Raw genomic sequence first — 14,251 nt, 5'->3', positions numbered from 1 at the left:
TTTAGGAACCCTCCAGACTTTTAACTTCTTAGCAAGTTTAATTAATGGAAACCATCCAACGGAGTAGGGGCAATTCATGAATTGCCCCTACTGCTTTTAACTTCTTAGCAAGTTTAATTAATGGAAACGAAAGGCCACCCCACCAAAATCCAGGGATTTCATCGACTTTTAACTTCTTAGCAAGTTTAATTTTTAAAAAATCTCTGAGTTGGTTGGTATCGGGCTAATTCACTGAATTTGCATAGGGTTTAATGAGTTTAATTGTTGAATAAATGTAGCGCGATCACGCTGGTTAACTCCAAAAATTGTTACTGTTTGATAAGGTTCCTGTTGTGGGGGAAAATTAGATTTAATTAACACATAAGAAGGTGTAGAAGCAGTTTCTCCTCGTTGGCTGATTCGTCCGCCAACATTAGCATTTCCATTTCCTTTTTGATTGACACCTTTAAAGCCACTACTATAAAGGAAATCCAACCCTTTTCCCCGTACTTTTGACCCCAATCCTTCGTTTTTCCAATTCTTGACATCGACAGTTCCAGGATATTTTAAACTAGGACAAGAAATTAAATAAATTTGAGCCTGACTATTCAAAACGTCTTGAGAGCGATTGCCAGGATTTCCGGGAGGACAATTAGCAGGATTTCCTATGGCAGACTGTAGGGCAAGCAAAGAATCTCTTACCTCTCTAAGAAACTGCTGCCATCGTTCTTGATTACAAGGTAGTTTTTTAGTGTCAACTTCCCAATGGCATCCCCTTAATCCTATTGGATTATTCCAATGCAACGATCGTCTCGATCCTCTCCCAATTCCTGCTAAATGAGAAGATAATTGCAATAGCTTTTCTGCTAAGTTGAGAGCATCCTGATTTTTAGCTTCTAGTAGAATATTACCTTCACAAAAATAAGGACGATTGCGATCACCTTCTTCCTCTTCCCAATCTACAGAAATACGAATTAGTCCTTCTTGAGCTTGCGGTTCAATAGTACCAAATAACCTACCTTCTAAATCTTTACATTGCTGCGGTGAATAAATACTTAATCCTACTGCACGAAACCAATAACGCAGGGTCCCTCGCACTGCTACGGGACGAAATTCATTATTTCCCTGATATTGATTATCTTTAGCGGGAGGATTTGCGCCATATATCCCTTGCGTCCATAATTTAAAAGCATGGGAAGAGTGATGAGACAAACTAGAAGCAACAGATGTTCTACCATACCCCGCACTAACCCGCGAACCAATTCCTGCTGATAAAGCTAGTTGTAACCAATCTTTGACTGTGCTGACATCTTCTAATTTACCTCTGCTGGTGCGAGTCAACCCAATTAAAATCTCAGGTTCTTCCATTGACAACAGATAATGGGGGACAGGTTGATAGCATACTCGGTTATTTTCCCAACTCCATTGAGGATTAGCGATATCTACAGTCAAACAAGGTGCAGTGGAAAAAGCATCAAGAAATTGAACGCAACCGATACCATCTTCTAGTTTCCCCAGAAGTCGATTTACCTCAACTTCTGGTTTATGTTGTCTTGCCCAAGCTTTTACTACACCTTTTAAACTACTAGAAGGGATATAAGGTACACCATAGACTGGATGAAATACAGGAAGAAGTAACTCCTGAAAACCGCGCATTCCCCCTACACGCACCCTCCAGATGAATTCAACAGTCAGAGTTTCATCAGCTAATCGTTTAGTTTTCTCAGTTAATTGTTGGTATAAAGACTGACAAGTTTTATCCGCCGCCGCCGCTTCTATTAGAACTGGTTTAGCTGTGTCATTATTATTAAATAATCGATGATTGAGTGCTTGTAGAGGACTGGTTAATTTCCGACTGGTTGGATTATTTGTTCTTGCTGTCGATCTTGTCGTTGCAGTAATGGGGGCAGCGGCTAACTGTCCAACTTTGAAATTAATCTTTTGATTTTTCCAGTGTGGCGGAAACTTGGCTTGTAATTTCTGCCATTTAGCACTTGCTTTTGTTTTCGCTTCTTCGTCAGAAAAATAAATAGTTATTTCTGTACCTATTTCTAACTGACTATCTTTATACAAGTCATAAAGAGGATTTTTATCTTTTTGGAGTTTTTCCAAAAATTTCTGCCATTCTTGTTGTGCCGTCATGATTGTTCTGCCTCTCCTAAGACTGCTGGCGACCAAAAAGACCACTCTTTTGCTAATTTAATTGCCAAGTGATTGAGGGCGGTATATTTTCTTAAAGGCATATGAATTAATGTGCCTTGATCATTAACATCAAAATCTGCCCCGCTAAACTCTTTGAGCTTAGTAAGAAATTTTTGATAAACTTTCCCTTTATAGCGTGTATCTTCGGCAGTTCCACCGAGAAATTTTTGCATATCTCCACTAAGTCGATGCAGTCCCCAAGTAGATATATAAGTGCTTAATCCTTGAACTAATCCACTAGCTTTTTTGTGGTAAGTTACTGCTAACTCACTTTTTATTTCAACTAAAGCGTTATGTGCTTGTTTGCTAAATTGACGCGAATCTAATTTCATTTTTGGCTTCCTGTAGTAGTTTCAGTAGTTTCAATTGTTTTTAGATCGCACCAACCGCGACCTAATCCTTCTAGACCTCCAAATTGTAGTTTATTTTTAAGTAATTCGCTAGTTTTTGCTCGAATATTCTGAGTATTTTCAGTTTGTTTCATAGGTTTCATTCCCCAAGGAAAGAAAAGTACAGTTTCAGGGGGAATGGCTTCTTCCGAGCGAAAAGAACCACCTTTAACAGTTTTTTCGCCTTCATTAAGAGCAACGCGCACTTCTCGCTGCAATCCCGTTTCTACCAAAGCAATACAGTCTTCATCATCCACAATCACTAGCTTTTTCAGAAGCTGATTAATCATCCCATTAGCATTAGTAAGATTTTGAAGAGATTGTGAGATGCTATTAGAATCATTAGTATTTAGTTGCCCTAGGGCATTTTGTTGCAGAATTGCAGTTTGCAAGTAAAGGGGTTCGGGTGTAAAGCTAACTAAAGCTGGTATTGCTTCTGTAATTTGCTCTCGACAGTTTTGAATTAATTGAGTTAAAGGGGATTTTTGTAACCAACGATTCCAACGTTCTAGCCAGAGAGGACAGGTAATCCAGACTAAGTGATGACTTAAGGATGCGATCGGAAAAAACAGGAGAGTTGCCTCAGCAAACCAAACTTCTCCTTCTGTGGGTTGTTGTCCATCTTTGATTTTTTGACCGAAAAACTGAGAGACTTCTTTTGCTAATGCTTTTTCTTCTTCACTTTGAGGATTGCTCGGTTCTAAGGCAGAGCGAATTTTACCTCTCAAGGAGGAAGCAGGAAGATAGGGAAACTCGGTATGGACTTCGCGGGCGATTCCCATTAAATTGCCCTCATCAGCACTTCCGCCCGTGTGTAAAGGGGTCAGCAGATATAGATATGTTAAATAAGTATTCATAATGGTGTATTACCCCATAATAATTTACCATAGTTGAGTTTTTGAAAACTGGTTAACCAATTCCCCGTCGATTCAGGTTTAGGTAAGAGTGCCTCAGTTTCAGATGGAATCTGGTTAAAGATATAGACAGTCCCAGGTGGAACAAAGGCTCGTTGTGGCAATAAAGCAAATTCCTCATCTCCTTTTGCTTCTGAGTTAGGGGATGATGATCCCGAAGAAATCTGCGAAGCTGTGCGCTCCTGATTCTCTTTCCCACAGGAAATAACTAACTTGCGCCTAATTTGAGAAACACCACCCCACAATAAAGGACGATCGCTGACACATCCTGCTAAGATGGATTGCCAATCACAGGGATAAACGCCATAAATGGCTTCCTCCTTAACCGCTAGTCCGGGGGTGAGTAAATAAGCAAAATCACCTGTTGTATTGGTCTTAGGATTAAGCAGTGTTTGATCAGCATCGGACAAAGTAAATGGGATGACAATCGCCCGATGTCCTTCTCCTCCCAACCGGACTACTGTTTCCCGTAAGTTTATACTAATTCCCGCTACTAATCGCCAACCTGGTTTAAGACGAATCGCTACTTCAGTAAAATAGCCATCTTCATCTTTTACTTGTCGCTTATCCGCTTGCATTTGAATATGAGGCATGATCTGCACATTCCAAGGATCATCCTGAAATTGTGTAGGATCTTTAAGTTCTTTTCCTTGTAGATATTCGCTTAAAGCTTCTGCTGTAATCCAAGGATAGGGACGACAGAAAAATTCTCTTCTGTTCTCTTCTTCAACTAGCTCTCTAAAAGGAGCTACCATTGGAGCTAATCCCGCCTCGTCGAACAACAAATGTTCCCAAGCTTTATCTGTTCGATCAACAGGTTGAAGACGTAAAGTTCGATGCCAATACGAAGCTGTATCGTCTAAATTATCTTCTTCTCTTTCCTCTTCTTTTGTTTCCTCATCTTTTGGCTGACTCTTTTTGCTCCAACTCACTGCAACTAAATCCTTAGGAGTGGGGAAACATAATCTATTTTGGGGACATAAGAGAAATGGCCCCATAAAATCTAAATCTTTGACATCTTTGGATAAAGTCGAGCGCAATGCTTGAAAAACTGTACTGGGAAACGGGGGAAATAGTCCTTTGGCCCAAGCACTCTCCCCTGGACTAAAAGGTTTAGCTTCCCGAAATAACAATACATCTAAAGGAGCGATCTCATACCAATACATTTGCTGTTCACCCATAGTTTATTACTCAGTTTCTCCCCATTTCATTTGTTGCATCCTTTTGTTATTCCAGAAAGCACTAAACCGCAAAAGATTAGCTAAATCCTTTTCGGTCGTGCCTAAAGGGACTTCTTTTTCAGTTTTATTTTTATTTACTTGATTATAGGTTTGATAAGCCCAGTTTTCCCACTGATCCAACCAATTTAGCAAGTTTTCTTGAATATGAGACTCTAGTGTTTGATCTCGACGGTTGATGATCACTTGTGCAGCTTTTCTCAATAGGCGATCGCTTTCAGTAACACAAACATGACGGGGTAATTCTTCGGCTAATCGATAGAACAACGCACTTAAATCTTGCTGATCATACTGCATAAAATTCCACCATAAGTCTAATAACTCCCCTTTCATCAAGGCTTCTAAAGTGTTACCCGAACCATAAATCACCCGAAAACAGAGTCCATCTTTTCCATATAACTTTTTAGCACGGTCTTTTTCAGCCGTCCACAGGCTTTCTAATACGGTAGGAAGAGGTACACTTTTATGAGCGATAACAATGCCTAGACTCATGGTTGCCCCATCTCCCATCGTAAAATAGGGACGTTGTTGTAATCCTTGCAGAGTTTTTTTAGGAGTCCAGTAACCCCCCTCTGTGCTGAATTCTCTTTCTGGATCTGGGTCAGCACACCAAGCAGCACGAAGCGATCGCAAATACCCCAGTAAATCTGCTAGAGGTAGCACTGCCATCACATCATCACCGCCACTATAGACGACTTTACCACAATAACGTTCTTCCGTAAGGTAGGGTACTAAGCGATTAGAAAAGTCTAATAAGGCGCGATTTAACCCGACATGGGTTGCTGGCCCCATGCGTTTTTGGGTTGCTAGTAAATCTGGGTAATCTTGATGATTTTTGACATTTTCTGCGATCGCATCTGTGATTAAATACTCTTTGTATTTCTTTAATTTTGACCCAGAGACATATTTCCCCATCCCATCCCCATCACCGAGGACAATTACCCACCAATCGGCTGGACTTCCTTCGCCAAATTTTGCTTTTTTGTGCGCTTCTTCAACTAAACTTCTTAATGTTGCTGTTTCTTGAGCGTTACAATTCATGTCATCAGCTAACCATTTACTGGAAAACATGACTCCATTAAAATTCTGTCCATTCCTATTTTCTGGATTAATTTGCCGATCAACTTTTGGTATCTGATAAGGACGACCACGAGTACGGGAGGCAAAAGTGTCTGCTTTGTCAGGTAATTGTTGGTTAATAAGTGTGTTAAGACAATTCCAATAGTTGCGTGTTTTTTGTCCTCCTTTTTTAAAATCTTCGTAAGCAAATCTTGCAGCAGCAATAGAACTTAAATTAGGAAAACGAATTAAATTATCGTAGTTAGTATCATCTTCTTGCCCTAGATTAATTCCCAAAGATTCAGCAACTCCCCCATATCGCCAAGCCATGCGTTTTGTTAATTCGATCGCATTCAATTTTTCTGAGCCATTAAATAACCCTGGATAAACTTCAGCCATTAATCGCCAAAATAGACGCATTGATCGAGCCGAAAGTCCACCTCCATTTTTAAACTGCCCGTGATAATGTAATTGGGGATGGACTGCGCTAAACTGACCCGATAAAGTGGAACGTTCCCCAGGTGCTGTAGGAATTGCCCAAGTGCGAGTATTTTTTACGGCTTGAATAGACTGTCCCAAACGAGCTTGTAATGCCCCCCACCAAGTACCAGTATTTATCTGTTCGTAAAGGTTTTCTTCGGCTGTTGTAGGTAGAGATTCAGCTAAATGAGGAGGGGCGATCACATTTTGCGCTTGTTTCCATTGCTGATAATTTTCCTCTGTGGGATTAATAGTTAATGGCTGCTCTGGATTGCCTAAAGGCATTGCAGTCCAGTAAGTTTCCCAAGTTTTCTCTATTTGTGCTTCCCAGAGTTTATTCCACTCCCAACAACTACCATAATGTCCTATCTGCCATTTTTTTAAATCTCGTTTACATATTTCTTGTTCGCTTAAAAACTCTTTTAATAATATTTCATCTATTTTCTGCTGATTTTTAGTATCTTTAAGAAACTCTAGGGTTCGTTTTTTGATATCTTCCCTAACTTTTTTGGCAATCTCTGACCATTCTTCTATTAAACATTTTTTTAATTTCTCTCCCAATTCTCTAGCTGCTTCTTTACCAGGAACTAAAGCCGTAATCACATTAGGAAATCCAGCCGTACTTAAACTTGTAGAGATGCCATTATCAAATCTAACAACTGGAGATATTCCGTCTTGAAAAGAAGCAAAATTAGCCGCAAAATCTGGATATTTTTTAACAATTAAAGCATCGATAATTTCTTGACTCCAAAGAGAAGGAGTAATCACAGCATCAGACCCATAAGTTTCGGCAATATACCAACAGAGTTTAACACTGAGATAGTGCAGTAGATAGGAACCTGCCCAAAAATCGACAAATTTTCGGGATGCTTTGATAAATTCTTGTACTGGGGAGAAGGTAAAGAGAAAAAGATAGGGATGTTGGGATTTACCTCCTTCTTGCCAATGTTCGGGATACATCGCCCCAACTAGAGCGGAAACGGTACTTTTGTAGCTATGTAGGGGACAATCAGGAAGGATGCTGTGAGCAGGATAGAGGAAAAAATCATTCTGGTTTTGTCGGATGAGTTCGGGATAAAATCGCCAAAACCACCAAAATAGTTTTTCTATATCCGTTTCTGAGGTAATTTCTGCGGGAATTTCTGGTCTTGAGTCTTGTGAAGTAATATTTCGAGTTTGTCCACTGATGGGATGTTTCACGCTATTAATATTAGTGCCTTGAGCTTCTCCTAGATTAACGCGATCAGAGGAACTAGCTATTTGCAGGGGTAACTCTTCTATCTGTCCTTGTAACTCTTCTGGGTGAATAGACTGTAATTGTTGTAAAATAGATTGGTCTTCTAGCAAGGCACAAAGTTTACGAAAATAGAAATTTGTTGAATTAATAGGGGACTCTGATTCTGGCATAATCATAAATTGCTAAGGCCTCTCTTTAAACTTTATCACGAAAACAAAGATAGTTAAGCAAAATAATTGATTAACTATACTGACAGGGGGACAAGCGAGCTAGAAAACTTGCCAACAAAGGCTTCAGGCTTCTCTCACTAGAAATAGATCTAGCGATTCTAGGCAAAAGCTAACGAAAAACTAGGGATAGGAGCGAGCTTACTAGGAATTATTATTAATAAGTGAGAGATGGTGCGGCGAACTTTTTCGAGCTAAAACCATGAAAAGCTTATGCTATATGGATTTCAGCCTTCTTGTCCCCCTGTCAGATTATTGATATAATTTATAGTTTTTTTCGAGATATTCTTTGATTTGCGCTCGTAAATCACTAGGCAAAATTACCTCTACATTCGGACCCCAACTACGCAATCGCATGATAACATTATGATCGCCAACACGATAGCAAAGCTTATAATAAACATCTTCGGAAGCGCAATTAACTGTTGCCAATAATTTTTCTCTTTGGATTTTTTTGGTGTTGTCTATTTCTGAGTCAATTTGCTCGATAATCATTTTCTTTACTTCTTGAATATTTTCGATTTTTTGAAAAGTAGAGTGACGGATTGTATTTTTAACATGACGCTGATAATAGTCTTGATCGAAACGCAATAACATCGTATTAAATTCACGATAAAAACTGAATCCATAAGCCAATTCTAATTGCTCTTGAATATAGTCGGGACTGTATAAATGATTAATTTTATCGTTTTTGTGTATCTGCGATCTAAGCCGTTTAGTTAGATCGGAAAAATCCCAAGCTATCTGTTTCAAAGATAATATCCTTTCTAACCGGTAGCCATACCATTGAAGTGCTTGAGAACTGTTTTGATCTGGTGTTTCTCCAAAAGCATACAAATAATAGGCTCTCTGAGAATAATGAATAGAAACAGGATAAATAATGTAGTAATTTGTTGTATTTTTACTAGCACTATAGTATTTTATTTTAATAGGAGAAATTAGAGACTGTTTCCAAAATTCTTTTAAATTGTCTGCCCAATCTGCTACTTTATCCTGTAGAGCTTCAGGAACAATATATTCAGCTTGAATAAAAAATCTTTGATGTCCATTGATTTTAGTTGTTAGTAGTTCAGCAATAGTAGATAGACCATCATTGAGAAAACTTAACCAATTATTTTCAGTAATTATATCATTATTATGCTTAATTAAATTGCAATTATCTAATGAATTTAGAGATGAAGATACAACTTTCTTATAGTGACCTTTAAGAGAAGCTGATTTAATTAATTTTGGCTGATTTAATTGGGCAAGTCGCTTAAAATTATTTCTTAAAGTTCGTTGGGTTACTTTAAAAATATAAGAAGATAAAATTTGTTGCAAATTTTCAGAGCTAAGTTGATATCTGGCAATTATTTGCTCTTGCCATTTTTGTTGATAAAATAGCGGATATTCTCCTAGTAGTAAATCTTCTAATTTTTTATTTTGAACATCTGGTATTTTTGTCCATAATTTATCTATCCAAGTAATACAGTCAAACCATTCTTGGTCTATTTCCACAAAAAAATCACTATTAAAATCATAAAAAGATTGCTCGATTATCCATAATCGTACAGCATTTTGTATTAAATTTAAGAAATTATCAATCTGTTTCTGATCAGACTTAGGATAATTCGCTAATCGAGCTAATTCCGGGACAAGTTCTTCTAGAGTTGTGATAGTAGGTAAGGACATAGCCAAGTTAGAGAAAGGGAAAAAGAGAGGGATTTTACTCCAATTATAAAAAAGGTAGGGAAACCCCCCTTTCCTTCCTTAAAGGGTGCATAAGGAAGAACAGAAATAACAGTCAGAACTTTGCAGATGGTCTATATTGGCTTTTAGCCAATTAGAATTGGGAAAATCATAAATCCAATCTAAACCAGAATCGATAGGGAGAAAGCCACTGATAATTCCGTGAATCACCCCTACTCCTGTGCTGGCACAAATATTATTTAACCAATAGACTGCTGGCGCGTCAATTCCTTGTAAATAACCAGCTTCAGAGGCAATGGCGGCGATCTCAGTCGGTGCAGACTCTAATGCCGCTTGTTGTAGATTAATAATATTGCCACACATCAAACACCAGCCACCCCCGAGCGGAGGAACGGTTACACGACAATAAAGACGAGGTTGATGATGGGGTTTGACTTCAATATGAGTCCCTAAACAAACCAACGGACGAGCATACTCTAAAGCTAATTCTTGAGCTACTTGTCGCGAGCGATGGTTATCTGTAGCGACGACGATTAAATCCGCTGTCGCTATTTCTGCTTTGGCTTTCTCATCTTCTACGGAAAGAGATAAGGCTTTAACATGAGAACCAATAGCATAAGTTCTTTTAATCAACCATTTAAGATAGTGAACTTTGTACCATCCTTGGTCTACCATTTCTTGAGTAGCAGCTGGCATTCGATTGAGATTTACTGTTTCTAAACGGTCATGATCAATAAATACCCAATTTTTGACCCCCAATCTGGCCAGTTGTTCAGCAAACACGGCTCCAATACCGCCACAACCAATAAGAGCGACTTTTAATTGATTCAGGTGTTTTTGTACAGTTTCTCCAAAAACTTTTTGTCGAGCAAAGATTAATTCTGTATCTTCGCCAGAAAAGTTACTATTGATTGGTGTTAACCAAGAACGACAGAATTCAATTGAAGTATGATTAGTTCCTTGACGATTCCAAATCCGAAATTTTGATTTTTCTAGGGACTCGTTGAAGACTCCAGAAATCAAGCGAGGCTTTTCTTGGTAACAAGAAGCGAGAAACTTAGCATATTCTGCTTCATAGCGATCATCCACACAAGAAAAGGAAGGAGTAGCATCGCCAAAATGGGTATGAATGTGAACTACATCTAATTTCCGAGTTTTACTTGAAGAGGAGGACTTCGAGAGAGCGCACAGATAAGTATCTAGTAAATACTGATGAAATTGCTGTTTGAGTACCAATCCACTAGCCGATTGATGTTCGTAACAATCAGCAGTAGGTACAACCCACGCTTGAGGAATATATCTGACTTTTTTCTTAGATAGCTGATGGCGTTGACAGAAAAAGAAGCCAATTACTTCTTCTCTGTGTTGACGAGCATCCAGCATTGCTTGACGAAACTGTTTCCACATTAAGGGAGGGATGTGTAGTAATATATCTTGGGGTTTTGGTTGAGTATTCATGCTTGATTGATTATTTGGATGAATGAAGCTAATAGAGAAGATGGAAAGATTGCTTGAATCAATCTTCTACCCTTTTCCCACACTTTTAAGGCTAGGGTTTTATCAGAATTTCTTCTGTCGTCAGACGTTATTAATTGCGTGGCGTGCGGTGATAAATAGGGTAACGAGATTGTGTCCTCTTTCGGGATTATTACTAGGTCGCCAAGAATTGAGCCATTTATCTCGGTTAAACCCGCCTCCGAGTCCTACACAATACCAATACCAGCCTTCTTCACTTAAGAATGGTGCGCCGTAGTAACTTTGTCTAGTAAAGTGATGATCCCCTTCTCCGACCGTATCCCAAGGATAATTAAGGTAGCAGCCAATAGGAGGAAGCCGTGGATAATCTGGTGGTAATAAAAACAAAACATCAGAGTTAGAAACTTTGAATTTACTCGAAGACAAAGGCATTCTCTTAATTAAAATTGCTGTGTATTGCACGTCACCAATTGTTTTACTCCCAACCACAATGGTTTTAGCTACTTTGTCTAGTAATTTTAGTTCGGCACTTAGGCGTGTATTGAGAGTAAATTTAGTTGCATTACTACTAATAGTTATTGTCATTTTTTTCTTTATCCTTTTACAATTTTAGGAACTGTCCAAACTTTTGAACCTTCTTTGAGAGCTTCTGTATCTTTCAAGGGTTTAGTGCCACCAAAGCCTTCTTCCATTACGTCATCATTGCCAATTTCTGGAAGTCGAGAACGTAAATCTTCAACTGTTGTTCCTTCTGGTAAATCAATTAGCTTGCCATTAACTATTGCTCGCATAAAAACTCCTGATTTGTTAATAAATGAATCCCTCAAGAAATGTTTGGTGTGCGCTCTTGATTAAAAATCTATTTGGGTCTTTGACTCAAAGCAATTTTCTTGACATTTCAGTTGATTGTTTTCTTCAACTAATTCATGATGAACAAGAGAAGACTTTGTTTTTTGTGGGTGCTTATTGAAAGGATAAATATCGAACCAATCGCAAAAATAAATAATTACAATCATCAGTGAACTACCAAAAGTCAGCCACAATAATTTTGTCGGTATTTGTTTCTTAAGAGCGGTTAACTTATTTTCAATTTGAGTCAATTTCCTATTTTCTAAAAAGTCTAATTGATGCTTTTGTTCTTTCAGGAATAGTTCCATTCTTTTTAAATCTCTTTGATAGTTTTTAGCATAATTTTCTTGTCTTTGTGTCCAGAGATTTTCTAAGTTTTCACAATTTTCTTTCAGGTATTGAACGTAAAGTTCAACTCGACGGATTAATGCTTCTCGTTTTACGTTTTCTGTTTGTTCTATTGTTTGTTCTAATTCTTCAAAGGAACTTTGCACTTTCTCAACTTCTTGATTAAGTTTTTCGAGTTGTTGCTTGAAGGGATCAAAATCCCCTTTTGGTTGACCAAATAATTTGCCATTAATTATTTTCACGGTTACTCCATTCGTTTGTTTAAAGTTTGTCATCATGAAAGTAACTAATCAAACACATTGTTATTGCCAATACGATGATAATCTTGTGTCCCATTTTGGGCTTCAAAATCATCAAATAACTCTATCAAATCGATAACACTATTAGCAGAATTTTTCAAATCGTTACCGAGAGATTGTTCGACAGAAGCGACTTCAACTCGCATTCCTCGTCTTCTAAGTTTTTGTGCTAAATAAGCAAAATCAGAATCGCCAGTGACTAAAACGACAATATCTGGCTTCATTTCTAAAGCTAATTCAATAGCATCCATCGCCATTACTACATCAACATTGGTTTCGTAGTCATTACCTTTAGATTTGCCTTCTTTTGTAACAACTAAAAACCCGTTACTTTTTGCCCAGTAGATAAATTTTTCTTTGGTTTTTCTTTGTTCAGCAAATCTTTCTTTATCTGGAGGTAAACCCAAATAAATTACCATTTCAATTAGTTCTCTTCCTTCCTGGGGATCGGCTAAATAATCACGGATTTTTTGCCAATTAATCTTACGATTAAAACTTTGAGCAGATATATGGGTATTATCGGCATCGGCAAAGACTAATACTCGACGCATAAATGTCATAAAGCTAACCTCTCAACTCCAATTTCATTAAACTACCCTCTAAGAAGAGGGGGTTTCCGATTTCATTTTTGCCAAATCATGGGTTGATATCTTTCTGTCTTTTTCATCAAACAAGAAATGTATTCTTGGACTTGAAGTTCTAAACAACTACGCAAACTGACTTGGCGTTGAGTTTGAGGATGGGTAAGTTCTAAAGATAGTTTTTCTTCCCAATATTTAAGGAACTTCTTCAGAGAATCTTGCTGTAAATAGACGGCACCTTGTTCATCTGGGTTAGTAAAGTTGTCTGGAGAAAAAATATTTTTGTTAACTAAGTAAACGACTAAAGAATCAACAATTTGAGCGCGAAATTCTTCCATTAAATCTAAAACTAAAGCAGGATGATTTTCTCGACAGGTATGCAAATTCCCAAAATGAGTATGTAATCCAGTTAGTTGTACAAGCGAAAAAAGATGCTGAAATAAAAGAGTGTAGCCAAAACTTAGTAAACTATTGATGGGATCTGTTGGAGGACGCATCGTTCTTTTGGTAAAGGAAAAATTTCCTTGAAATAAAGAACTTAAACCTTGAAAATAAATATTAGCAGCTTTTCCCTCATATCCCCTTAATGATTCTAAAGATTCAGCGCTATTTAAACTATTGATAATTTTTTTGAGATTGATAACGGCTGTTTTCACTATCTCATTAGGATGACGACGCTGAAGACGCATCAATAAAATTCTCGAATTATGCACTTTAGCACGAACAATGGCATTAGCTTGTGTGTTAACAAAATCACTATTTTCTGCTTGTTTAACTTGTTGCGTTAAATAAGTAATTTTGGCTTGTATTTCCGACTGTAAATGTCCCAAATAATATCCTTGAGGTGAATAATAAGTGATAGGAATATTATGGAATAGCGCTGCTTGTACCGCACCATGGGATAAATGACAGTAACCAAAAAGAATAATATTTTTAACTTGGTTCACTGGAACTTTAAAAAGTTGTTGTTGCTGCTGAAAAATTTGAAACTGTTGGTGCTGAACTTTAAGAGAAGAACCTTGTTCTACTATATATAAAGTGGACATAAATTAATATAAGATATACTTTAAGGGTTGAAGTTGACAAAAAGATATTCAAAAACTAGCTTTGCACACTAGATAAGCTAGGTTCTTCGTTACTTGGTATGGTTCGATAGGGGGGCATAAATCGACTAAATCCTTATCTGGCAAGAGACTTAATTGATTAGTTCGCTCTAGATAAAAAACAATTGACAAAAATCGCTAAATGCCTTTCTATATAAGGGTTCCATCCCTTATAACCCCC

12 protein-coding genes are annotated in these 14,251 nt (G+C 37.7%); all 12 read right to left on the bottom strand.

Features of this window, described 5'->3' with window-relative positions:
• Window positions 1-228: 228 nt before the first annotated feature.
• Window positions 229-2,121, bottom strand: a complete 1,893-nt coding sequence (locus IM477_RS20475; protein ID WP_287733266.1) for an RAMP superfamily CRISPR-associated protein — start codon at window positions 2,119-2,121, stop codon at window positions 229-231.
• Complete coding sequence (locus IM477_RS20470) at window positions 2,118-2,513, bottom strand: hypothetical protein (protein ID WP_103672749.1); 396 nt, start codon at window positions 2,511-2,513, stop codon at window positions 2,118-2,120. The genes IM477_RS20475 and IM477_RS20470 overlap by 4 nt, the downstream gene beginning before the upstream one ends.
• A complete protein-coding gene (gene cmr4 / locus IM477_RS20465; RefSeq protein WP_287733265.1) occupies window positions 2,510-3,427 on the bottom strand; it encodes a type III-B CRISPR module RAMP protein Cmr4 in 918 nt (305 codons plus the stop codon). Before cmr4 ends, IM477_RS20470 begins: the two co-directional genes overlap by 4 nt.
• Entirely contained in the window at window positions 3,424-4,665 is a 1,242-nt protein-coding gene (locus tag IM477_RS20460) for a type III-B CRISPR module-associated Cmr3 family protein (RefSeq protein WP_287733264.1), read from the bottom strand. Before IM477_RS20460 ends, cmr4 begins: the two co-directional genes overlap by 4 nt.
• A 6-nt stretch (window positions 4,666-4,671) precedes the next feature.
• Complete coding sequence (gene cas10 / locus IM477_RS20455) at window positions 4,672-7,668, bottom strand: type III-B CRISPR-associated protein Cas10/Cmr2 (protein ID WP_287733263.1); 2,997 nt, start codon at window positions 7,666-7,668, stop codon at window positions 4,672-4,674.
• A 309-nt stretch (window positions 7,669-7,977) separates the two neighbouring features.
• A complete protein-coding gene (locus IM477_RS20450; RefSeq protein ID WP_287733262.1) occupies window positions 7,978-9,396 on the bottom strand; it encodes a TIGR03985 family CRISPR-associated protein in 1,419 nt (472 codons plus the stop codon).
• 78 nt (window positions 9,397-9,474) lie between these two features.
• Window positions 9,475-10,872, bottom strand: coding sequence for a HesA/MoeB/ThiF family protein (locus IM477_RS20445; protein WP_190717927.1), 1,398 nt, complete (start codon window positions 10,870-10,872; stop codon window positions 9,475-9,477).
• Window positions 10,873-10,992: 120 nt separating this feature from the next.
• Window positions 10,993-11,475 carry a hypothetical protein gene (locus tag IM477_RS20440; protein ID WP_103672754.1) on the bottom strand — a complete coding sequence of 161 codons (483 nt, stop codon included), beginning with the start codon at window positions 11,473-11,475 and terminating at the stop codon, window positions 10,993-10,995.
• 8 nt (window positions 11,476-11,483) lie between these two features.
• The gene (locus IM477_RS20435) at window positions 11,484-11,681 is read right to left on the bottom strand and encodes a hypothetical protein (protein WP_103672755.1); all 198 of its coding nucleotides are present in this window, start codon (window positions 11,679-11,681) and stop codon (window positions 11,484-11,486) included.
• A gap of 60 nt (window positions 11,682-11,741) precedes the next feature.
• Window positions 11,742-12,365 carry a coiled-coil domain-containing protein gene (locus IM477_RS20430; protein ID WP_287733261.1) on the bottom strand — a complete coding sequence of 208 codons (624 nt, stop codon included), beginning with the start codon at window positions 12,363-12,365 and terminating at the stop codon, window positions 11,742-11,744.
• A gap of 8 nt (window positions 12,366-12,373) precedes the next feature.
• A complete protein-coding gene (locus IM477_RS20425; protein WP_190717921.1) occupies window positions 12,374-12,946 on the bottom strand; it encodes a LabA-like NYN domain-containing protein in 573 nt (190 codons plus the stop codon).
• 62 nt (window positions 12,947-13,008) lie between these two features.
• On the bottom strand, window positions 13,009-14,013 hold the full coding sequence (cas1, locus tag IM477_RS20420; RefSeq protein ID WP_190717918.1) for a CRISPR-associated endonuclease Cas1: 1,005 nt from the start codon (window positions 14,011-14,013) through the stop codon (window positions 13,009-13,011).
• Window positions 14,014-14,251: the final 238 nt, after the last annotated feature.

Origin of the sequence: Microcystis sp. M090S1 (assembly GCF_020246295.1) — a bacterium.
Lineage (GTDB): Bacteria > Cyanobacteriota > Cyanobacteriia > Cyanobacteriales > Microcystaceae > Microcystis > Microcystis aeruginosa.
This window is presented reverse-complemented; position numbering and strand designations above follow the sequence as displayed.

Excerpts from the sequence above, each read along its gene's own strand:
- IM477_RS20460 (WP_287733264.1), bottom strand. The coding sequence starts at position 4,665 with ATGGGTGAACAGCAAATGTATTGGTATGAGATCGCTCCTTTAGATGTA.
- IM477_RS20470 (WP_103672749.1), bottom strand. The coding sequence starts at position 2,513 with ATGAAATTAGATTCGCGTCAATTTAGCAAACAAGCACATAACGCTTTA.
- cas10 (WP_287733263.1), bottom strand. The coding sequence starts at position 7,668 with ATGCCAGAATCAGAGTCCCCTATTAATTCAACAAATTTCTATTTTCGT.
- cmr4 (WP_287733265.1), bottom strand. The coding sequence starts at position 3,427 with ATGAATACTTATTTAACATATCTATATCTGCTGACCCCTTTACACACG.
- IM477_RS20435 (WP_103672755.1), bottom strand. The coding sequence starts at position 11,681 with ATGCGAGCAATAGTTAATGGCAAGCTAATTGATTTACCAGAAGGAACA.
- IM477_RS20475 (WP_287733266.1), bottom strand. The coding sequence starts at position 2,121 with ATGACGGCACAACAAGAATGGCAGAAATTTTTGGAAAAACTCCAAAAA.
- IM477_RS20445 (WP_190717927.1), bottom strand. The coding sequence starts at position 10,872 with ATGAATACTCAACCAAAACCCCAAGATATATTACTACACATCCCTCCC.
- IM477_RS20425 (WP_190717921.1), bottom strand. The coding sequence starts at position 12,946 with ATGACATTTATGCGTCGAGTATTAGTCTTTGCCGATGCCGATAATACC.
- IM477_RS20430 (WP_287733261.1), bottom strand. The coding sequence starts at position 12,365 with ATGATGACAAACTTTAAACAAACGAATGGAGTAACCGTGAAAATAATT.
- IM477_RS20440 (WP_103672754.1), bottom strand. The coding sequence starts at position 11,475 with ATGACAATAACTATTAGTAGTAATGCAACTAAATTTACTCTCAATACA.
- cas1 (WP_190717918.1), bottom strand. The coding sequence starts at position 14,013 with ATGTCCACTTTATATATAGTAGAACAAGGTTCTTCTCTTAAAGTTCAG.
- IM477_RS20450 (WP_287733262.1), bottom strand. The coding sequence starts at position 9,396 with ATGTCCTTACCTACTATCACAACTCTAGAAGAACTTGTCCCGGAATTA.